The organism is Sulfitobacter sp. 1A13421, from assembly GCF_043557285.1.
Taxonomy (GTDB): Bacteria; Pseudomonadota; Alphaproteobacteria; order Rhodobacterales; family Rhodobacteraceae; genus Sulfitobacter; species Sulfitobacter faviae.
In genome coordinates this window covers 82087-101431 of the sequence record NZ_JBIFFQ010000002.1, presented here as the reverse complement: position 1 = coordinate 101431, position 19345 = coordinate 82087, and the positions used below count along the sequence as shown (strand labels likewise).

The 19345-nt window shown below is 63.0% G+C and carries 20 protein-coding genes; 9 read left to right on the top strand and 11 right to left on the bottom strand.

Going from position 1 to position 19345, the window contains the following annotated elements; all coding sequences use genetic code 11:
• Positions 1-88: 88 nt before the first annotated feature.
• From hflX to trkA, 4 genes are all read right to left on the bottom strand, one after another.
• Complete coding sequence (gene hflX, locus ACGYLI_RS04250; protein ID WP_394417353.1) at positions 89-1387, bottom strand: GTPase HflX; 1299 nt, start codon at positions 1385-1387, stop codon at positions 89-91.
• On the bottom strand, positions 1384-1623 hold the full coding sequence (hfq, locus tag ACGYLI_RS04245) for an RNA chaperone Hfq (RefSeq protein ID WP_007119530.1): 240 nt from the start codon (positions 1621-1623) through the stop codon (positions 1384-1386). Before hfq ends, hflX begins: the two co-directional genes overlap by 4 nt.
• A 130-nt stretch (positions 1624-1753) precedes the next feature.
• On the bottom strand, positions 1754-3304 hold the full coding sequence (locus ACGYLI_RS04240) for a TrkH family potassium uptake protein (RefSeq protein WP_394417350.1): 1551 nt from the start codon (positions 3302-3304) through the stop codon (positions 1754-1756).
• 16 nt (positions 3305-3320) lie between these two features.
• On the bottom strand, positions 3321-4697 hold the full coding sequence (trkA, locus tag ACGYLI_RS04235) for a Trk system potassium transporter TrkA (protein ID WP_394417347.1): 1377 nt from the start codon (positions 4695-4697) through the stop codon (positions 3321-3323).
• Positions 4698-4823: 126 nt separating this feature from the next.
• Here trkA and ACGYLI_RS04230 point away from each other — a divergent pair, with 126 nt between their 5' ends.
• Positions 4824-5318, top strand: coding sequence for a hypothetical protein (locus tag ACGYLI_RS04230; RefSeq protein WP_394417344.1), 495 nt, complete (start codon positions 4824-4826; stop codon positions 5316-5318).
• A 43-nt stretch (positions 5319-5361) separates the two neighbouring features.
• On the opposite strand, the gene ACGYLI_RS04225 is transcribed toward ACGYLI_RS04230, so the two are convergent.
• From ACGYLI_RS04225 to dusB, 5 genes are all read right to left on the bottom strand, one after another.
• Positions 5362-6774, bottom strand: a complete 1413-nt coding sequence (locus ACGYLI_RS04225; protein WP_394407573.1) for a sigma-54-dependent transcriptional regulator — start codon at positions 6772-6774, stop codon at positions 5362-5364.
• On the bottom strand, positions 6767-9022 hold the full coding sequence (locus tag ACGYLI_RS04220; RefSeq protein WP_394417341.1) for an ATP-binding protein: 2256 nt from the start codon (positions 9020-9022) through the stop codon (positions 6767-6769). The genes ACGYLI_RS04225 and ACGYLI_RS04220 overlap by 8 nt, the downstream gene beginning before the upstream one ends.
• Positions 9023-9117: 95 nt before the next feature.
• Positions 9118-10497 carry a response regulator gene (locus ACGYLI_RS04215; protein ID WP_394417338.1) on the bottom strand — a complete coding sequence of 460 codons (1380 nt, stop codon included), beginning with the start codon at positions 10495-10497 and terminating at the stop codon, positions 9118-9120.
• 1 nt (position 10498) lies between these two features.
• Positions 10499-11584, bottom strand: a complete 1086-nt coding sequence (locus ACGYLI_RS04210; protein WP_394417335.1) for a nitrogen regulation protein NR(II) — start codon at positions 11582-11584, stop codon at positions 10499-10501.
• The gene (dusB, locus tag ACGYLI_RS04205) at positions 11581-12573 is read right to left on the bottom strand and encodes a tRNA dihydrouridine synthase DusB (protein WP_394417332.1); all 993 of its coding nucleotides are present in this window, start codon (positions 12571-12573) and stop codon (positions 11581-11583) included. Before dusB ends, ACGYLI_RS04210 begins: the two co-directional genes overlap by 4 nt.
• Before the next feature lie 184 nt (positions 12574-12757).
• On the opposite strand from dusB, the gene ACGYLI_RS04200 reads away from it, so the two are divergent.
• Genes ACGYLI_RS04200 through ACGYLI_RS04190 form a run of 3 tightly spaced genes read left to right on the top strand, consistent with a single transcriptional unit; the run spans position 12758 to position 14850 of the window.
• Positions 12758-13888: a bifunctional 2-C-methyl-D-erythritol 4-phosphate cytidylyltransferase/2-C-methyl-D-erythritol 2,4-cyclodiphosphate synthase gene (locus tag ACGYLI_RS04200; RefSeq protein WP_394417329.1), complete on the top strand. Its 1131-nt coding sequence runs from the start codon at positions 12758-12760 to the stop codon at positions 13886-13888.
• The gene (locus tag ACGYLI_RS04195; protein ID WP_394417326.1) at positions 13885-14376 is read left to right on the top strand and encodes a phosphatidylglycerophosphatase A; all 492 of its coding nucleotides are present in this window, start codon (positions 13885-13887) and stop codon (positions 14374-14376) included. The genes ACGYLI_RS04200 and ACGYLI_RS04195 overlap by 4 nt, the downstream gene beginning before the upstream one ends.
• Positions 14377-14850, top strand: a complete 474-nt coding sequence (locus tag ACGYLI_RS04190; protein ID WP_394417323.1) for a CinA family protein — start codon at positions 14377-14379, stop codon at positions 14848-14850.
• On the opposite strand, the gene ACGYLI_RS04185 is transcribed toward ACGYLI_RS04190, so the two are convergent.
• Complete coding sequence (locus ACGYLI_RS04185; RefSeq protein WP_168613460.1) at positions 14847-15299, bottom strand: type II toxin-antitoxin system RatA family toxin; 453 nt, start codon at positions 15297-15299, stop codon at positions 14847-14849. The genes ACGYLI_RS04190 and ACGYLI_RS04185 overlap by 4 nt on opposite strands.
• A 69-nt stretch (positions 15300-15368) precedes the next feature.
• On the opposite strand from ACGYLI_RS04185, the gene hpt reads away from it, so the two are divergent.
• The 4 genes from hpt to ACGYLI_RS04165 all read left to right on the top strand — a co-directional run bounded on the left by hpt (position 15369) and on the right by ACGYLI_RS04165 (position 17541).
• Complete coding sequence (gene hpt, locus ACGYLI_RS04180; RefSeq protein WP_067264049.1) at positions 15369-15905, top strand: hypoxanthine phosphoribosyltransferase; 537 nt, start codon at positions 15369-15371, stop codon at positions 15903-15905.
• Positions 15906-15928: 23 nt separating this feature from the next.
• Positions 15929-16078: a hypothetical protein gene (locus tag ACGYLI_RS04175; protein WP_394417320.1), complete on the top strand. Its 150-nt coding sequence runs from the start codon at positions 15929-15931 to the stop codon at positions 16076-16078.
• A 92-nt stretch (positions 16079-16170) separates the two neighbouring features.
• The gene (locus tag ACGYLI_RS04170) at positions 16171-16650 is read left to right on the top strand and encodes a c-type cytochrome (RefSeq protein ID WP_394417317.1); all 480 of its coding nucleotides are present in this window, start codon (positions 16171-16173) and stop codon (positions 16648-16650) included.
• A gap of 3 nt (positions 16651-16653) precedes the next feature.
• Positions 16654-17541, top strand: a complete 888-nt coding sequence (locus ACGYLI_RS04165; protein ID WP_394417314.1) for a c-type cytochrome — start codon at positions 16654-16656, stop codon at positions 17539-17541.
• A 20-nt stretch (positions 17542-17561) separates the two neighbouring features.
• On the opposite strand, the gene lipA is transcribed toward ACGYLI_RS04165, so the two are convergent.
• Positions 17562-18515, bottom strand: coding sequence for a lipoyl synthase (lipA, locus tag ACGYLI_RS04160; RefSeq protein WP_271687409.1), 954 nt, complete (start codon positions 18513-18515; stop codon positions 17562-17564).
• A 242-nt stretch (positions 18516-18757) separates the two neighbouring features.
• Between lipA and ACGYLI_RS04155 the strand changes: the two genes are divergently transcribed.
• A complete protein-coding gene (locus ACGYLI_RS04155) occupies positions 18758-19306 on the top strand; it encodes a peroxiredoxin (RefSeq protein ID WP_394417311.1) in 549 nt (182 codons plus the stop codon).
• The last annotated feature ends 39 nt before the right edge of the window (positions 19307-19345 follow it).

The window sequence follows — 19345 nt, the reverse complement described above, 5'->3', positions numbered from 1 at the left end:
CGTTACTGATCGCATGACCATATGCGGCGCAGCGTGCCGATTTCGATGCTTGCCGGGGCAAAAATTGCCCCAGCCGGCGCCCAACCTGTCAAATCTGCTGGAATTCCGCCTCTTGCCGCGCGGACCAGCGCACGGTGATCTCGAACCCGTCGTCGGTCTGACGCTCGCCCTCGACCACGTCCTGCGCGAACAGCCAGGCGCGTTTCTTGCCGTCGGCGAAACCGAGGGTCAGCACAGCCTCGCGCACGGCACCTTGCAGCGCCTCGGCGATGGTTTCTTGCAGCGCCTCCAGCCCTTCGCCCGTGATGGCCGAGATCGCCAGCACGTCATCGTTGCGCGCGGCACGCGCGCGCATGGCCTCGGCCCGGTCGTCGGGCAGCAGGTCCAGCTTGTTCCAAACCTCGAAACTGCGGGTCTCTTTCGGGACGCCGAGAGAGGCGAGAATATCGCGCACGTTCTGGGCCTGCTCCTCGGTCTCGGCGTGCGAGACATCGCGCACATGGCAGATGATATCTGCGGCCAAAACCTCTTCCAGCGTGGCGCGGAAGGCGGCGACGAGTTCCGTGGGCAGATCGCTGATGAAGCCCACCGTGTCGCTGAGGATGATCTCAGGCCCGTCGGGCAACACGAGGCTGCGCATGGTCGGGTCGAGCGTGGCAAAGAGCATGTCTTTGGCCATAACCTCGGCCCCGGTCAAACGGTTGAAAAGCGTGGATTTCCCGGCGTTGGTATAGCCCACTAGCGCAACGATTGGGAACGGCACCTTCGCCCGTGCGGCACGGTGCAACGCGCGGGTTTTCACGACCTTTTCCAACTGGCGGCGCAGGCGCACCAATTGGTCGTCGATGGCACGGCGGTCGGCCTCGATCTGGGTCTCACCCGGCCCGCCGACAAAGCCCAAACCGCCGCGCTGCCGCTCAAGGTGGGTCCATGCGCGGACAAGCCGCGTACGCTGATAGTTCAGCGCGGCCATCTCAACCTGAAGCACCCCCTCGCGGGTCGCCGCACGGTCGCTGAAGATTTCGAGAATCAGCCCGGTCCGGTCGAGCAATTTGACGCCCCAAGCCTTCTCAAGATTGCGCTGCTGCACCGGGGTCACGGGGCCATCCACTAGCACGAGGTCGACCTCTGCCCCCTTCATGCGCTGCTCGAGCTCTTCGATCTTGCCCTTGCCGAACAGCATACCCGCATGGACCGTGCGCAGAGGCACGACTTCGGAGCCGACGACCTGCAATTCTGGCAGAGCCTCGGCCAATGCCACGGCTTCGGCCAGCGCGGGTTCAGGCGCGCGCCGGTCGTTGTCGGACTTGATATCAGGATGCAGCACCCAAGCGCGCGTTACGCGTGGCCCGTCGCTGTTGTCGATCTGAAATGCTGGACGGCTCAAGAAGCGTCTTCGCCCTCATATAGGCTGATCGGCTGGCTTGGCATGATGGTCGAAATCGCGTGTTTGTACACAAGTTGCGATTGACCGTCGCGGCGCAGCAGAACGCAGAAGTTGTCAAACCATGTAATGACGCCCTGCAATTTGACGCCATTGATCAGGAAAATTGTCACCGGTACTTTGGTCTTGCGAACGTGGTTAAGGAACGCATCCTGAAGGTTCTGTCTGTCTGACGCCATCGTAGTCTCGCCTTTTGTTCTTGCTGGCGTCCGCGTACCGGACCCCCCCATTGCCTCAAGTATGGAGTGCGAAAGCGTGAGTTTCCAGCCCCAATATCAGAGGACTAGGACGGATCATGGGGCAAACGTGTCAAGCGCGCCACAAATTCGGGGTCATAAGCGCAATAATCGCCAAGGTTTCGAGCCGCCCCAGCACCATCGCGCCGCTCAGGATGACTTTGGCCGCCAATCCCAGTTCGATCAGGTGAATGGGTTTGTCGGCGGCATGTTCGATCAGCGGCCCGGTGGTGGAAAGCGTTGCCACCGACATGACGACCGCCGCATCAAAGGACACGCCGGTCAGTGTAAGCAGCAGAGTGACCCCCGCCAGCGACATGGCGAAGAGCATGAAGAAAATCCAAGCGATGAAAGCACCGTTGCTCTGCAAGCGCCGCCCGGCTGCCCCCGCGCCGCTGACAGAATTGGGATAGACCAGCCGGTCCATCTCGCGCACCCCGTTTTGGTAAAGCGCGAAGACCCGCAGCAGTTTCACCCCGCCCGCCGTGGTGGCCACCCCGCCGCCGATCAGCGCAAGCCCCATGAGCACCAGCCCCGGCGTGCGCAGCCCCGACCAATTCTGCGCATCGGCCCAATGCTCAGAGACGAAACCGGTGGTCGACAGGAAGGACAGCACCGTGAACAGCCCGCCCCAAAGCGCGTGCAAGGCGCGGGTGCCGTCGACCTCAACCTCAACCTCAAAAGCGCCGATCCAATGGCGCGCGAATAGCAGCAGCGGCACGCCGATCACCACCAGAAGACCGATGCGAAACTCAGGGTCGGTCATCAGCCCGCCTTGGGTGGCGGTGACGGTATCCTTGGAAAAGGTCAGCCGCGACAGGGCGAAGAGCATGAAGAGCATCATCACCGCCTCGCCGGTGACGCCGACCTGCGCCTCGGCCACGCCGCCGATGGGCGAGATGCCCGACGTCGCCATGACCGACATGGCATGACAAAGCGCCACGAGGGCCGTCTCTCCCCCGATGACCAGCAAGAGCCACAGCAGAAGTGTTAGCCCGAAGTAGATCGGCAGCAGCGCTTGCGTGGTGCGCAGCAGCCGTTGGCGCGGGGTGATCCGGCCCATCCGCGTGTTGATCCGGTCATCAGGCCGCCCCGGTTCGGCCTGCGCCGTAACCTCAAAGCCGCCCAAATGCAGAGGGGCCAGAATGGCCGAGGCCGTGACCCACATGAGCAGCCCGCCCATCCACCCGACCTGCGCGCGCCACAGATGCAGCGTGTCGCTCAGCCGTTCGGGGTTGAACATCGTGGCCCCGGTGGTGGTCAGCGCGCTGACCATCTCGAAATAGACATTCACGAAACGGGTCGTCGGCAGCGCCTCAAGAAAAGGCACCGCAAAGAAGACCGGCAGCAACACAAAGGCCGAGAGCAGCGACAAAAGCGGCCCGAGCGCCCCGTCCAAAGGTTTGCGCCCCGCGTGGGCGATGGCGATGAGCGTGAAGGCCACAAGCCCCAACAGCCCCGCATAGAGAAAGGCGCGACTGGCCAGATGATCGTTCATCACCAGCCCGTGGATCGACGGCAGGATCATCGACAGGGCCGAGACGCCGAACAATTGCAAGAACAGCGGTAGCTGCACGATCTCGCGGCGGATGCCGGTCGGGCCTATGCGGGTCGGTTGCGTCACAAAGGCGCTCCTGCGCTTAGAAAAAGTCGATCGAGACCTGCAAAAGCTGTTCGACCCGCGGCACATCCTCGGCCAGAGCGAAGAGGGCGACCACATCGCCTTCGTCGATCCGGGTGCTGCCCATGGGGCGGATCACTTTTCCTTCTTTGCGCAGCATGCCGATCAACACGCCCTCGGGGAAGTCAATTTCCGACACTTTCTTGCCCGCGAGGGGAGAGGTCGACAGCACTTCGGCCTCGATCACCTCGGCCTCGGCATCGCCGATGGAATAGACCGCCCGCACCCGCCCGTGGCGGATGTGGCGCAGGATGGAGCTTACGGTCGTGGCGCGCGGGTTGATATAGGCGTCGATGCCGAGGTGGGTCATCAGCGGCACCAGCGTCGGGTCGTTGATCAGCGCGATGACATAGGGGCAGCCCTCGGCCTTGGCCCGGACGCAGGACAGCATGTTGGTCTTATCGTCGTCGGTCACCGCCAGCATCGCATCGGCGCGGCTGATACCCGCCTCGGCCAGCAGCGCGGCGTCCAGCCCGTCGCCATTGAGCACGATGGTCCGCTCCAACCCTTCGGCGGCGCGTTCGGCGCATTTGCGGTTCTTCTCGATCATCTTCGTGCGCACGCGGAGAGGCCCGCTTTCCAGATGCTTCGCCACGGTCAGGCCGACATTGCCGCCGCCCACCAAGACGACACGCTCCTGCTTGGTCGTCTGCTTGCCGAAAATCTCCATCGTGCGGGCGATGTCGTCGTGATGCGAGAAGACATAGCAATCATCGCCGACGAAAAGCTGGTCCTTCGCCTCGGGCGCGAAAAGCGTGCCATCGCGGCGCACGCCCACAACCACAGCGCGCAGGGTTGAGAAGAGATCGGTCAGCTGCCGCAGCGGCGTGTTCACCACCGGACAATCACTGTCGATCGAAATGCCCAAAAGCTGGGCCTGCCCCTCCATGAAGATCTCGGTATCGAAAGCGGCGGGCGCGCTGAGCCGTTGGAGCGCTGCGGTCGCGACCTCCTTCTCGGGGGAAATCACCACGTCGATCGGCATGTGATCGCGGCGGTAAAGGTCGGAGTAAATCGCATCGAGATAGGACTGGCTGCGCAGCCGCGCGATCTTGCGGTTGATGCCAAAGACCGAATGCGCCACCTGACAGGTCACCATATTGACCTCATCGGAATGGGTCGCGGCGATGATCATCTCGGCGTCGCGCGCGCCTGCACGGTCCAGCACGTCAGGGTAGCTCGCGAAACCGGCGATGCCCTGCACATCCAGCGTATCGGTGGCGCGGCGGATCAATTCGGCATTGCTGTCGACCACGGTCACATCGTTGCGCTCTCCGCTGAGGTGACGGGCAATCTGCCAACCCACCTGCCCTGCGCCGCAAATGATGATTTTCATGAAGGCTTCCTTACCCTGAGCAAAGATCGTGTGAGGGTTGTCTTGGGTCGGTTAGAGGGCATGACAGATGGGTTGGCAAGGGTCAAATCAATTGTCTTTGCCCCGCAACGGCGGCATGATGGGGCCATGAAACCGATATCTCCCCGCCCCTCCCGCGCCGCTGTCGCCTTGACCTTTGTCGGCTTGGCGGCGGCGGCCTGTGCGCCGCTCAACACCTATTACAAACCGGGCGCGAGTGTCGCGCAGGTCAATCGCGCCACCACCGCTTGCGAGGTTCAGGCCCTGCGCGACGTGCCGATCTCGACGCAAATCCGCCGCGAACCGCCACGCTATGTGCCCGCGCGGCGCCACTGCGATGCCGATAACAATTGCACCACGCGGGGCGGTTTTTACGTGCCGGGGGAATTGGTGACCTTTGACCCGAACGAAGACCTGCGCAACCGGGTCGAGGCGCAATGTATGGCCGACAAAGGTTTCGCGACCGTGTCGATCCCCGCCTGCCCCCGCGATGTGGCCCGCGCCGCACCAACGCGCGCGACGACTACGCTGCCCGCGCTCAACCCCAAGTCCTGCGTGATCCGCAACAGTGATCGGTCGTTCCAGATCGTCACCCAAGGGTGACGCAGAAGCGCGCGGAGCAGCCCCCGCGCGCAACCCGCGGGGTTTAACCCGCCGCTTCGACTTCCTCGTCAACATGGGCCACGCGCACGCCCGCTTTGGCCGAGGTCACGACGCCGAGCGATTTCAGCTTGCGGTGCAGGGCGCTGCGCTCCATCCCCACAAAATTCGCGGTGCGGCTGATGTTGCCGCCGAAACGGTTGATCTGGGTCAGCAGATACTCCCGCTCGAAAGCTTCCCGCGCTTCGCGGAGGGGCAAAGTCGCCAAGGCGCCCGAGAGCACCACGCGCCCCTCGTCGCCGCCGTTCTCCTCCTCGCCCGGAAGCTCCCGCGCTTCGATCGGGCCGGTGCCATCGCCGAGAATCAGCACCCGTTCGACAAGGTTCTTGAGCTGGCGCACGTTGCCGGGCCAAACCATCGTCTGCATCAGCGCCACGGCGTCTTCGGTCAGCGCGCGCTGCGGCAGCCCTTGGGAGGCGTTGAATTCCGCGATGAAATGTTCGGCCAGCAGCGGGATATCCTCCCGGCGCTCTTCAAGCGAGGGCACGGCGATCGGCACGACGTTCAGACGGTGATAGAGTTCCTGCCGGAAGGTATCAGCCTTGATCGCCTGATCCAGATCGCGGTTCGTCGAAGAGATCACCCGCAGATCGACCCGGACCTTATCCGTCCCGCCAACGCGGGTGAATTGTTGATCGACCAGCACGCGTAGGATTTTGGACTGGGTGCCAAGCGGCATGTCGGCGACCTCGTCGAAATAGATCACCCCGCCATGGGCCTGTTCCAGCAACCCCGGCTCGACCCCGCGGTCGGGGGTCTCACGGCCAAAGAGCACCTCTTCCATCCGGTCGGGCGCCACCCCGGCGCAGTTGACGGTAACAAAGGGTGCGGAGGCGCGGGCGGAATGGGCGTGAATATACCGGGCGGCCACTTCCTTGCCCGATCCGGCGGGGCCGGTCAGCATCACGCGGCCATTGGATTTGGTCACCTTATCAAGCTGGCCCAGCAGAGCACGATAGGGCGCGGAGGTGCCGATCATCTCGGAGGTCGCCACATCGCGGCGCTTGAGGTTCTGGTTCTCACGGCGCAGACGCGAGGTTTCCATCGCGCGGCGGATCACCACCAGCAACTGGTCGATGTTGAACGGCTTTTCAATAAAATCGTAGGCGCCCTGTTTGATCGCCGCCACGGCAATCTCGATATTGCCATGGCCCGAGATGATCACCACCGGCACATCCGGGTTGTCGCGTTTGACCGTCTTGAGGATGTCGATCCCGTCCATCCGGCTGTCTTTCAGCCAGATATCGAGGATGATCAGCGCCGGTGCCTCGGTGTTGATCTCGGCCATCGTCTCATCCGAATTGCTGGCCAATCGCGTGGCAAAGCCCTCATCCTCAAGGATATCCGAGATCAACTCACGGATGTCGCGTTCGTCGTCTACAATCAGAATGTCACTCATCTGCCTTATCCCCTTGGTCTGTCGTTGCGTCGATGGCCAAGGGCAGCGAAATGACTGCCATGGCACCGTTATGGTCTTGCCCGTCGAATGCGGGCGCGGTTTCGAGCGTCAGGCTGCCGCCGTGTTCCTCGATAATCTTTTTGACGATCGGCAGGCCAAGCCCCGTGCCTTCGCTGCGCGTGGTCACATAGGGCTCGAACAGCCGGGCGCGGTCTTCGGGCAGGCCAATGCCATTGTCGGCGATGGTCAGCCGCAAGAGCCGGTTCTCGGGCGTGAGCGTCACGCGGATCTGCGGTGCATGCCCTTCCGGCGCGCCTTCTTTCTTCAGGCTTTCAATGGCTTCGCCAGCGTTCTTGATCAGATTGGTCAGCGCCTGCGAAATCATCGTGCCGTCAATATTGGCCATGATCGGCTCTGCGGGCAGGTCGAGTTTGATCGCCACGTCTTCCTGTCTGCTCTGCTGAAGCATCACCGCGTCGCGCAGCAACTGCCGGATGTCCTGACGGCTGGTTTCCGGCTCGGGCATCCGCGCGAATTTCGAGAATTCGTCGACGATGCGCCGCAGGTCGCCCGTCTGGCGAATAATCACGCCGGTCATCTGCTCCAACGCGTCATCATCGCCCTCGGCCATCTTGGGGCCGAACTTGCGGCGAATGCGCTCGGCACTCAACTGGATCGGCGTCAGTGGGTTCTTGATCTCATGCGCGATGCGGCGGGCCACATCGCCCCATGCGGCCATGCGCTGCGCCGAGACCAGATCGGTCACATCGTCAAAGGCCACCACATAGCCCTCAAGATCGCCATCCTTGGACCGCCGGGTCGCCATGCGGACCAAAAGGTTCTCCATCGCCCCTTGGCGCGAGACCTTAACCTCGGCCTGCGCCACCTCGTCCGTGGCGGTCTTCACCGTCTCGAACAGCGGTCCGAATTCCGGCACGGCGAGGGTCAGCGGCAGGCTTTGCTGATCCTCGGACCAATCCAACAACCGCATGGCCGAGCGGTTCACAAAGGTCACGCGCCCCTCGGGGTCAAGCCCTACCACGCCGGAGGTCACCGAACTCAGCACGGAATCGAACAGGCGGCGACGACGCTCGATCTGGTCGGTATTCTCTAGCAGCGTCTCGCGCTGGCCCTTCAACTGCCGGGTCATCTGGTTGAAGTAACGGCCCAGCATGGCGATCTCGTCATCGCCTTCTTCTTCGCGGACCTGCACGTTCAGATCGCCCGCGCCCACCTGCTGCGCGGCCCCCGTGAGCCGCCCAACCGGGCCGGAAAGCCGCTCGGCAAACCACAGGCCCAGCCAAACGGCGGCCAGAATGAGGATCACCGCAAAGCCCAGATAAACAAGGGCGAATTCGAACAGCAGCCGGCCGCGTTCGGATTCAAGCTGTTGGTAAAGGCGCACCGTCTCCTTGGTTTCATCCAGCAGCGCCAGAATCTCACCATCTACAGCGCGAGAGACATAGAGAAAACGATCGACATAGGCGTCCATCGGCACCAGCGCGCGAAATTCATTGTTGGGCCAGTCCTCGATGACCAAAAGCCCCTCTTCGCTGGCGGTTTTTAGCTGCGCCTCGGTGGGGGCCTCGAAATCAAAGAGATAGGACCGATCCCCCCGCGCCCGGATCTGCGCGGTGCTGTCGATCAGAAAAGCTTCGCGCAGGCCCCGTTGGATCTGGCGCTGGCCCTCGCCCAAAAGCTCACTGTCGCTCAGGTTAATGCCCTGTGCCCGGGCGCTGTCGATGCTGCGGGCAAGGGTCTGCGCGTCCAAGATCAGCGCCTCGCGCTGCTCGGCCTCGTAAGCCTCCGCCGCTGCTAAAGACGAGCCGACCACGCCGCTGACCCGGTCGGAAAACCAGCCTTCAAGCCCGACATTCACCGTGAGCCCCGCGAAAATCGCCACCGTAACCGTCGGGATCAGCGCCATCAGCGCAAAGACCCCCGTCAACCGCAGGTGCAACCGCGACCCCGCCGATTTGGCGCGCCGCGCCGAGATCAGCCGCCCGACTTGGATCAGCACCAGCGCCGCCACCAGCAGCACATAGACAAGGTCGGACAAAAGAATGAGCCGCAGGTTGAGCGTATCCGCCCCCTGCCCTAGCGGCCCGAGTGCCAAATAGGTTGCCAGCGCCAAGACCGGCCCCAGCACCACCAGCCCAAAAGTGGACCAATTGCGCAGCCGCTTGACCCGCCTGAGACGCCCCAACCGCTCGAGCTTGAACCTGCGTGACCGGGTTGCCACCCGCATACCTCACCGATGTTGTGATGCATCGCTGCATCAACCGCCATATTATGTGGTCCTGAACGGGGGAGTTCCCCGATGGCCACTGTTATGTGGCTCTTTTACATCATCTTGCGGCCCCGTGTCACCTCAATATCGAGGTCGGTGATCTTCTTGCGCAAAGTATTTCGGTTAATTCCCAGCAAAGCGGCACATTTCGCCTGGTTCCCCGCCGTCGCGGCAAGGGCGATTTCGATCATCGGCAGTTCAACCTCACGCAGAATCCGCGCGTAGAGACCCGGCGGCGGCAGCATGGAGCCGTGCAGATCAAAGTAGCGTTGCAAATGCCGCTCGACCGAGGCGCCCAGCCGTTCGGTATCCGCCTCGGTCTGCATCGGTGCCGGACCGCTTTGCGCGCCCAGCAGTTGCTCGGCCTCGCTGGCCGTGATCTCAGCCGCTTGGCTGGCCAGCGCGAGTTGCCGCATCGCATGTTCCAACTGGCGCACATTGCCGGGCCATGGGAATTTCAGCAGGATCTGCGCGGCCTTGTCCGACAGCTTGCGCGGCGAGGCAGGGCCGGGATTGGCGCGGGCCAGAAAATGGTCCGCCAGAAGCGGGATGTCTTCGACCCGATCCCGCAGGGCGGGCACTTCGAGGGTCGCCCCCGACAGACGGTAATAGAGATCGCGGCGCAGCTTGCCCTCTTGCATCGCGGCATCCAGATCGCTTTGACTGGTGGCCATGAAGCGCGGCGCGTCATCGCCCGGCGCGTCCATCATCCGCACCAGACGGGCTTGAATATCTTGCGGGAAATCCGCGATCTCGTCGATCATTAGGGTGCCCCCGCCGACCCGCGCAAGCACCCGCGAGGGGCCTTCGATATCCGCAAGATCGGCGTCCGTCACGGTCACGAACGGCAGGCTGCGCCGATCAGAGAAGTCGTGAATCGCCCGCGCGATCAGTGACTTGCCCGAACCGCTTTCGCCCCAGATCAGCACTGGCAGATCGGTGTTCATCACCCGCGCTACGGTGCGGTAGAGCGCCTGCATGACCGGGGTGCGGCCAATCATCGGCAGATCATCACGCTCTGCGTCGATCTCAGCGTTGTCATCGGCGGCAGCTTTGCGGCTGAGCGTGGTGCGCTGCTCCAAGGCGCGCGCCGTGCGTTTCATCAGATCCGGCAGGTCGAAGGGTTTGGGCAGATAGTCAAAGGCTTCGGCCTCTGCCGCCTTGATCGCCGTCATGATCGTGTTCTGCGCCGAGATCACGATCACCGGCAAGCCGGGCCGGTCCTGCGCGATTTTCGGCAGCATTTCCAATCCGTTGCCATCGGGCATGACCACGTCAGAGATCACCGCGTCGCCCTTGCCCTCGCTGACCCATCGCATCAGGGTGGTCAGGCTTGAAGTGGCGTGCACCTTGCAGCCCGCGCGGGTCAGCGCTTGGGTCAGAACGGTGCGGATTGTGCGGTCGTCATCGGCGACGAGGATGGTGCCATCCATGTCAATTCTCCTTAAGGGCAGCGGCGCCTGCGCGCGGCAGCGAAATGCGGAATGCGGTTCGACCGGGGGCGGAACTGACAGAAATCCAGCCTCCGTGGTCTGAGATGATCTTGCTCACCAAGGCGAGGCCCAGCCCGGTGCCATTCTCCCGGCCCGAGACGAAGGGATCGAAAACATCGGCGCGGATATGATCCGGCAGGCCGGGGCCATCGTCGATCACTTCGATCTGGAGGGGCAGCGGCTGGCCATCCCCATCGGCGCGGCGCAGTTGGAAGCCATGTTCATAGAAACTGCGCAGCCGGATGGTGCCTCCCGCCTCGCCCGCTGCCTCAGCCGCGTTGCGAATGAGGTTGAGCAAGACCTGCAAAAGCTGGTCCTTGTCGCCAAGCGCGGGCGGCAGCGAGGGGTCATAATCCTCGGTGATTTTCATGTGCGAGCCGAAGCCCAGCAGGACCGACCGGCGGGCGCGGTCCAACACGTCATGCAGGTTCACAGGCTTGCGCTCAGGCGCCGTCAAATTTCCAAATTGCTCGACCTGCTCTAGCAGTTTCACGATACGGCGGCTTTCGGCGACGATCAGATCGGTCAGTTCCAGATCATTCTTGGACAGGTTCATCGACAAGAGCTGCGCCGCGCCGGTGATCCCGGCCAGCGGGTTCTTGATCTCATGGGCCAGCATCTCGGCCATGCCGATGGCGGATTTGGCGGCGGATTTCACGCTGTGATCTTGGGTGATGCGCCCGGCCAATTCGCGCGGCGTGATCATCAAGACCATCTCGCCTGCGCCGCCCACCAGCGGGGCGATCTGCAAGCCGCATTGCAAGGGCGCGCGCTGCATCGCGCCCACATCAACGTCATTGACGAAAAGCGGCGTGCCTTGCAGCCGCGCACGGGCGAATGCGGCCTCAAGCGGGTGATCCACCGCGATCAACTGCCAGATCGACTGGCCGATGGTGGCGCGGGCGGAGGCATTGAGGAAGCCTTCGGCTGAGGGGTTCAGATCGACGACCCGGTCATCGGCACCGACGATGAAGGCAGGCACCGGCAGAGAGGTCCAAACCTGCCGTTCCGGGGTCTCGCTTCTCATGCTGCGGCCCGGGGTTGGGCGGTGGCGGCGTCATATTGCATGGCCTCCGCGATGAGATCGAAAGTGGTTTTGACCTCGCGCGCCGTGAGCAGAGCGCGGCGCAGATCGGCAGGGGTGGCGCAGTGATCCATATACCAGCCCAGATGTTTGCGCGCGACCTTGGCACCCAGTTCGACGCCATAGAAACGCAGCATTTCGTCGTAGTGCTCGGCCACCATTTCGGCCATCGCCTGCCCTTGCGGGATCACCGGTTTGGCGTGGCCGTGCAAGTCATGGGCAATCTGCGCCAACAGCCACGGTCGGCCCTGCGCACCGCGCCCGACCATCACACCATCTGCGCCCGAAAGCCGCAGGGCTTGGCGCGCCGTGTCACTGCCGATGATGTCGCCATTGGCGATGACGGGAACATTCACGGCCTCTTTCACCGCCCGGATCGCGGCCCAATCGGCGCGGCCCTTGTAGAACTGACAGCGCGTGCGCCCGTGGATGGTGATCATCTGCACGCCCACCTCCTCGGCCCGTTTGGCGATTGGGGCGGCGTTGAGCATATTGTCGTCCCAGCCCAGCCGGGTTTTCAGCGTCACCGGCACCTTGACCGCGCCGACCACGGCTTCGATCAGCCGCAGCGCGTGATCGGGTGTCTTCATCAGTGCCGAGCCCGAGGCACCCTGCGTCACCTTCTTGGCCGGGCAGCCCATGTTAATGTCGATGATCCGCGCGCCCATCGCCTCAACCATGCGGGCGGCTTCGGCCATCGGTTCGGCCTCGCGCCCGGCAAGCTGAACGGAGGTGCCGATGACATCCAGCCCCAGTTCCGCTTTCTCCCGCGTGCCGGGGCGGCGGCTGAGCAACTCTTGGCTGGCGACCATCTCGGACACGACCAATCCGGCCCCGAATCGCGCCACGAGGCTGCGATAGGGCAGATCGGTGATCCCGGCCATCGGGGCGAGGAATACCGGCGGGTCGAATGTCAGGGGGGCGGCGGTCACATGCTTAATCCTTGTGCGGTCCCTTGCTGTGTAGCTCTGCCACGGGGTGACCTCAATAAAACTACCCTGAAAAGCAGCTATGCGCCAAGGCGCTGCCCATTTTTTAGGCAGCCACCCCAGATTGCACCCCGCCGCCGCATTGCCTAGACAGGGCCATGTTCGCCAGCTTTTCCGGATTGCCCAAATGAGTATCGCAGCTCTGATCGTCGCCGCAGGACGCGGCAGCCGCGCCGGCGGTCCGCAGCCGAAGCAATGGCAGGCACTGGCGGGCGCGCGGGTGATCGACCACACGATCGCCGCCTTTCGCGCCCTGCCCCAGATCACCGAGATCGTGCTGGTGCTGAACGCGGACGACATGGATCAGGCAGCGGCATTTTCGGCGGATGGCATCACCGTCACCACCGGCGGGGCGGACCGCGCGGCCTCGGTCCAACGCGGGCTTGCGGCGATCCGGCAGGCGACGAAGGTGCTGATCCATGACGCCGCGCGGCCCTGTGTTTCGGCTCAGATCATCCTAGGCGTGATCGACGCGCTTAACCAACATCAAGCCGCCGCGCCGGGGCTGCCGGTGAGTGACGCGCTTTGGCAGGGGCACGAAGGCCGCGTCACCGGCACCCAAGACCGCAGCGCCCTTTTCGCCGCGCAAACACCGCAGGGCTTTGACCTCGCCGCGATCCGTGCGGCGCATGCGGCTTATGACGGCCGAGCGGCGGATGACGTCGAAGTCGCCCGCGCGGCGGGCCTGACCGTTGCCATCACCCAAGGCAGCGCTGATAACCTGAAAATCACCCGGCCCGAGGATTTCGCCCGCGCCGCCCGCATATTGGAGACCCGCATGGACATTCGCACCGGCAACGGATTTGACGTGCACGCTTTCGGCCCCGGAGATCACGTGACCCTCTGCGGCATCGACATCCCACATACCCACGGGCTGGTCGGCCATTCCGACGCCGATGTGGCGCTGCACACGGTGACCGATGCCATCTACGGCGCGCTTGCACGCGGCGACATCGGCCAGCATTTCCCGCCGAGCGATCCGCAGTGGAAAGGCGCGCGCAGCGATATCTTCCTGCGTCATGCCGCAGAACTGGCGCGCGACATGGGCTTCACCCTAACCCACGTCGATTGCACGCTCATTTGCGAGACGCCCAAGATCGGCCCGCATGTGCAGCCGATGCGCGCCGCGATGGCCGAGATGCTGGGGATTGAGATCGACCGCGTATCAGTCAAGGCCACCACGAGCGAGCGCCTCGGCTTTACCGGGCGGGGCGAAGGCATCGCCTGTATGGCAACGGCAACATTGGTGAAATCATGACCGCAGCACATCTGATCGCGACGCTTCTGGGCGTTGGCCACATCCGCCCCGCGCCGGGCACTTGGGGGTCGCTCATCGCCCTGCCCTATGCCTGGCTCTTGCATGTATTGGGGGGCTTTCCGCTGCTGGTGATCGGGCTTCTGGTGGCCATTCCCTTGGGCTGGTGGGCCACCGGACGCTACACCGCGGGCGGGCCGGATCATGACCCCGGAGAGGTCGTGGTCGATGAATTGGTTGGCCAGTGGATCGCGCTTTTGCCGCTCTCCTATGCCGCTTGGTCGATGCAAATCCCGATCCTTACCATGTGGCCCGGTTGGATCGCCGCCTTCGCGCTGTTCCGGCTGTTCGACATCACCAAACCGCTGATCATTGGCTGGGCCGACCGTCTGGGCGGGCCTTGGGGGGTGATGCTCGACGATATTTTTGCCGGGGTTTTCGCGGCGCTCGGCGTCATGGCGCTGGCCGCACTTTATCACGGGGTGCTGTAAATGAGCCTTGCGGCGCAACTGTTGGAAAAGGCCCGCGAAACCGGCGCGATGGTCGCCTGTGCGGAAAGCTGCACCGGCGGCATGCTCGCCGCCGCGCTGACCGATCTGCCGGGGTCATCGGCGCTGCTGGACCGGGGTTTCGTGACCTACACCAATGCGGCGAAGGTGGTGATGCTGGGCGTGTCGGAAGAGACGCTGGCACAATGGGGTGCGGTGTCGGAACAGGTCGCCGCAGAAATGGCGGCGGGCGCTCTGGCGCGGTCCGAAGCGCAGATCGCCGTCTCCATCACCGGCATCGCAGGCCCGGGCGGATCAGAGCACAAGCCCGAGGGCCGCGTCTGTTTCGGCCTTGCCACGGCAGCCGGGGTTCAGACCGAAACGGTGGAGTTCGGCGCGCAGGGCCGTGATGCCGTGCGCTTGGCCGCCCGCGACCACGCGCTTGGCCTTTTGCTGCAAGGCTACGCGGCGCTTTAACCCTTGGGGCCGTAAAGCTCTTTCGCGCGGTTCTCAAAGGCGCGCACGATACGCTGCATCGCCTCGTTGAAAACCACGCCGATGACCTTTTGCAGGATGGCGTTGCGGAATTCGAAATCGACGAAGAAATGCACCTGACAGCCTTCGAGGTTATCCTCGAAATGCCAGTTTGATTTCATATACTTGAAGGGTCCGTCGAGGTATTCCGTATCGATCTTCTTGGCCTCGGGCCAAAGTACGACGCGGCTTGTAAACCGCTCCCGAAATACTTTGAACGAGATCACCAAATCGGCATCCATCACCCGATGATCGCCGCGGTCCTCGTCGCTGCGGATGCGCGCGGCGGCGGTCCAAGGCAGGAATTCAGGGTAGCGGCCCACATCGGCGACAAGATCATACATCTGTTGCGCGCTATAGGGCAGTTGGCGGGTCTCTGAGTGCGTAGGCATTGCGTTCCGTAGCGTTGCGGGTTAACCCCCTATTTCACGTCTCAACCCCGCAGATTCAAGGGCAAAACCATGGCACACGGGCCTTATGTCATCGACGAAATGATTTCGGCCAAGGCCATCGCGGCGCGGATCGAAGATCTTTGCCGTGAGATTCACGGTGAATTCAACGGCACCGATAAATTGGTCGTGGTCGGCTTGCTGCGCGGCTCTTTCGTCTTTATCGCCGATCTGGTGCGCGAGTTGGACCTGCCGATCGAAGTCGATTTCCTCGAAGCCTCCAGCTATGGCGACGGCATGGAGAGCAGCCGAGAGGTGCGCATTCTCAAAGACTTGCGCGGGGCCATCGAAGGGCGCGACGTACTGGTTGTCGAAGATATCGTCGACACCGGCCACACGCTGCACCATGTCACCAACCTGCTGCGCTCGCGTGAGCCTGCGCGGTTGAAGTCCATCGCCCTGCTCGACAAACCCACCCGGCGTGAAGTCGACCTCAAGGCAGATTGGACCGGCTTTGAAATCCCCGATGAATTCGTTGTGGGCTATGGCATCGACTTTGCCCAACGCGACCGCAACCTCCCCTTCATCGGGAAAGTCCGCTTTACGTGATGGACCCGCGGTGGCTGCTGCGCATGTCCCAATGGGCGCGCAATCCACCTTCGGGCAAACGCGTGATCTTGGTCTTTGCGATCATCGCCGCGGCCTTGGCCGTGGGGCTTGTCGAATGGCTGGGCTATTGGCCTGACTGGGCCACGGCCGACCGTATCCCCCGCCGGTTCTGACCCTGCCCGCAGTCTTATCCCGCTGATCACATTTTTGTTTTTTGCGACCTGCCCCTGCCATGTTACGCTGCGGCAAGAAAAGGGAGATGACCATGCATTTGACCAAAAGCATTACCGCCAGTGGTATCAGCGCCGCCTTGATTGCCACCGCGGGCTTCGCCGCCAGCCATAGTGAGAAAGCCGCCAGCGCTGCCGTGAACGCGCGCCACGCGCAGATGCAACTGATCGCCTATCATACCGGCATCTTGGGCGGCATGGCCAAGGGCGAGACGGAGTATAACGCCGAGATGGCAACCGCCGCCGCGACCAATCTGAACGCTGCCGCCGGGTTCGCGCCGGGCACCCTCTGGCTTGAAGGGACCGAGCAAGGCGCCGTCGAAGGCTCCCGCGCCAAGGCCGAAATCTGGAGCGATGCCGAAGGGTTCAACGAAGCGCTCATGGCGCTGGAAACCGCCAGCGCGGATATGATCGAGGCCGCGGGCACCGATCTGGATGCGCTGAGGGCGGGCATGGGCGCAATCGGCAAGGCTTGCGGCGCTTGCCATGACGATTACCGCGGCCCCAAGAACTGATCCTTGCGACGGGTCATTCCTATACTGCTGGGCTGTGCCGCTCTCGGCGCGGCCCTTGGCTGGGCGCTCACCCGGCCCGATCCGCTTGAGCCTTCCTATGGTGCCGGGCTGACACCGGACCCGGAGGCGGGCGCGCTGGTCTTTGCCGCCGGCGGCTGCGTTTCCTGCCACGCCGCGCCCGAAAGTGAAGAGGATGAGAGGCTGGTGCTGGCCGGGGGGCTGCCCTTCGCCAGTGATTTCGGCACCTTCCACGCGCCCAATATCTCCCCCGATCCAGGACAGGGCATCGGTGACTGGACCCTGCCGGAGTTCGCCCGTGCCGTGACCCGGGGCGTCTCGCCCGAGGGGCAGCATTATTACCCCGCCTTTCCATACACCGCCTACCAACACCTCGCCCCGCAGGATGTGGTGGACCTTTTTGCCTATATGCAGACCCTGCCCACCTCGGATACGCCGAGCATGCCGCATGAGGTGGGGTTCCCTTTCAATATCCGCCGCGGGCTTGGCGCATGGAAGGTGCTGTTCTCACATGATGATTTCGTGCTGAGCGAGTTGCCCGATGCTGTGGTCGAACGCGGGCGCTATCTGGTCGAAGGGCTGGCTCATTGCGGCGAATGCCATACGCCGCGCAACGCTTTGGGCGCGCTCGACCGTGAAGCTTGGCTGACCGGCGCGCCCAACCCTTCGGGCAAGGGGCGCATTCCGGGCATCACGCCAGCGCAATTGGATTGGTCCAAGGCCGATCTGGTGGAATATTTCACCTCCGGCTTCACGCCGGAATACGACAGCGCGGGTGGCGAGATGGCCGAGGTGGTCAACAACCTTGCCCAACTCCCTGAGAGTGACCGCGAAGCGATTGCGGCCTACCTCAAGGCCCTGCCCGGCGGTTAACGCCGGGCGCGTCTTTTCAATCAGGCAATCCCCAGTTTGCGGTTACGCGCCTCGCGCAGCCGCGCGAAATCGTCGCCCGCGTGGTAGCTCGACCGCGTCAGCGGCGTGGCCGAGACCATGAGGAAGCCCTTGCCGTAGGCCGCCTTTTCGTAAGAGGTAAACTCTTCGGGGGTGACGAAACGGTCCAGCGCATGGTGCTTAGGCGTCGGCTGTAGGTACTGGCCGATGGTCAGGAAATCGATGTCGGCGGCGCGCATGTCTTCCATGACCTGAATGACCGCTTGGCGATCTTCGCCCAAACCTACCATGATGCCCGATTTGGTGAACATCGACGGATCCAACTCCTTTACCCGCTGAAGCAGGCGGAGGGAGTGGAAGTAGCGCGCGCCGGGGCGTACTTCCGGGTAGAGGCCCGGCACGGTTTCAAGGTTGTGGTTGAACACATCGGGCCGCGCTTCGACAACCTTTTCAAGGGCTTCAGGGCCGCAGCGGATGAAATCCGGTGTCAGGATTTCGATTGTCGTGTCGGGGCTGCGGTGACGCACGGCGCGGATCGTCTGGGCGAAATGCTCCGCCCCGCCGTCTTCGATATCGTCGCGGTCAACGCTCGTGATGACCACATGGTTCAGCCCCAGTTTGGCCACCGCATCGGCCACGCGGCCCGGCTCGAACACGTCCAGTGCCTCGGGCGGCTTACCGGTGGCGATGTTGCAGAAAGTACAGGCGCGGGTACAAACCTCGCCCATGATCATCATCGTGGCGTGGCCCTGAGACCAGCATTCGCCGACATTGGGGCAGCCCGCCTCTTCGCAGACCGTGGTCAGCTTGTTGTCGCGCATGATCCGCGCGGTTTCGGCATAGCCCTTGCCGCCGGGGGCTTTGACCCTGATCCAGCTCGGCTTTTTCGGTTGGGCGTTGTCGGGCTTGCGCGCCTTTTCGGGGTGGCGCTGTTCGGGTATCTTCAGATCGCGCATCGGGGGCCTCTGATCATTGTGTCGCGCCCTGTTTATCACAGTCCTTAACCCGATGGCCACCTACTGCATACGCCCCCGCGACAAGGCCGCCATGCACAGGCGGCATCGCCCTAGACCATTAATTTAGAATGTTGATATTTAAATGGAAAATTACAATGCAGTTGCAGCATTGCCAGAGTTGCCGAGGCTTCCTATATGAGCTACCAAGCCACAAAGATTCCAATCCGAGAAAGAGAGACGCGATGAAACCCGGTATCAATGTCCCCAACGTCACCTTCAAAACGCGCGTGCGCGACGATAGCATCGAAGGGTCCAACCCCTTCCGCTGGGAAGACAAGACCAGCGAAGATTTCTTCAAAGGCAAGCGCGTTGTCCTATTCTCCCTCCCCGGTGCCTTCACCCCGACCTGCAGCACCTACCAGCTGCCCGGGTTCGAAAACAATTTCGCCGCTTTTCAAGAGCATGGCATCGACGCGATCTATTGCCTGTCGGTCAACGACAGCTTTGTCATGAACAAGTGGAAAGAGATGCAGGGCGTCCAGAACATCGACGTGATCCCTGACGGTTCGGGCGAGTTCACCCGCCGCATGGGCATGTTGGTGGCCAAAGACAACCTTGGCTTCGGCCCGCGCAGCTGGCGCTATGCGGCCATCATCAACGATGGTCAGATCGAAGCATGGTTCGAAGAGCCCGGCATCCGTGACAACCACGACGAAGACCCCTACGGCGTTTCCAGCCCTGAGACCCTGCTGGAATACCTCGAGAACCAAAAGCAAACCGAAGCGGCCTAAGCGCCCTTTGCATGACCGGATCGGGCCATCTGGCCCGGT

Coding starts and splice junctions, on each gene's coding strand:
- ACGYLI_RS04225 (WP_394407573.1), bottom strand. CDS start 6,774: ATGAGTGACATTCTGATTGTAGACGACGAACGCGACATCCGTGAGTTG.
- lipA (WP_271687409.1), bottom strand. CDS start 18,515: ATGCGCGATCTGAAGATACCCGAACAGCGCCACCCCGAAAAGGCGCGC.
- hfq (WP_007119530.1), bottom strand. CDS start 1,623: ATGGCGTCAGACAGACAGAACCTTCAGGATGCGTTCCTTAACCACGTT.
- ACGYLI_RS04155 (WP_394417311.1), top strand. CDS start 18,758: ATGAAACCCGGTATCAATGTCCCCAACGTCACCTTCAAAACGCGCGTG.
- ACGYLI_RS04195 (WP_394417326.1), top strand. CDS start 13,885: ATGACCGCAGCACATCTGATCGCGACGCTTCTGGGCGTTGGCCACATC.
- ACGYLI_RS04230 (WP_394417344.1), top strand. CDS start 4,824: ATGAAACCGATATCTCCCCGCCCCTCCCGCGCCGCTGTCGCCTTGACC.
- ACGYLI_RS04215 (WP_394417338.1), bottom strand. CDS start 10,497: ATGGATGGCACCATCCTCGTCGCCGATGACGACCGCACAATCCGCACC.
- ACGYLI_RS04185 (WP_168613460.1), bottom strand. CDS start 15,299: ATGCCTACGCACTCAGAGACCCGCCAACTGCCCTATAGCGCGCAACAG.
- ACGYLI_RS04190 (WP_394417323.1), top strand. CDS start 14,377: ATGAGCCTTGCGGCGCAACTGTTGGAAAAGGCCCGCGAAACCGGCGCG.
- trkA (WP_394417347.1), bottom strand. CDS start 4,697: ATGAAAATCATCATTTGCGGCGCAGGGCAGGTGGGTTGGCAGATTGCC.
- ACGYLI_RS04210 (WP_394417335.1), bottom strand. CDS start 11,584: ATGAGAAGCGAGACCCCGGAACGGCAGGTTTGGACCTCTCTGCCGGTG.
- ACGYLI_RS04170 (WP_394417317.1), top strand. CDS start 16,171: ATGCATTTGACCAAAAGCATTACCGCCAGTGGTATCAGCGCCGCCTTG.
- ACGYLI_RS04175 (WP_394417320.1), top strand. CDS start 15,929: ATGTCCCAATGGGCGCGCAATCCACCTTCGGGCAAACGCGTGATCTTG.
- hpt (WP_067264049.1), top strand. CDS start 15,369: ATGGCACACGGGCCTTATGTCATCGACGAAATGATTTCGGCCAAGGCC.
- ACGYLI_RS04220 (WP_394417341.1), bottom strand. CDS start 9,022: ATGCGGGTGGCAACCCGGTCACGCAGGTTCAAGCTCGAGCGGTTGGGG.
- ACGYLI_RS04200 (WP_394417329.1), top strand. CDS start 12,758: ATGAGTATCGCAGCTCTGATCGTCGCCGCAGGACGCGGCAGCCGCGCC.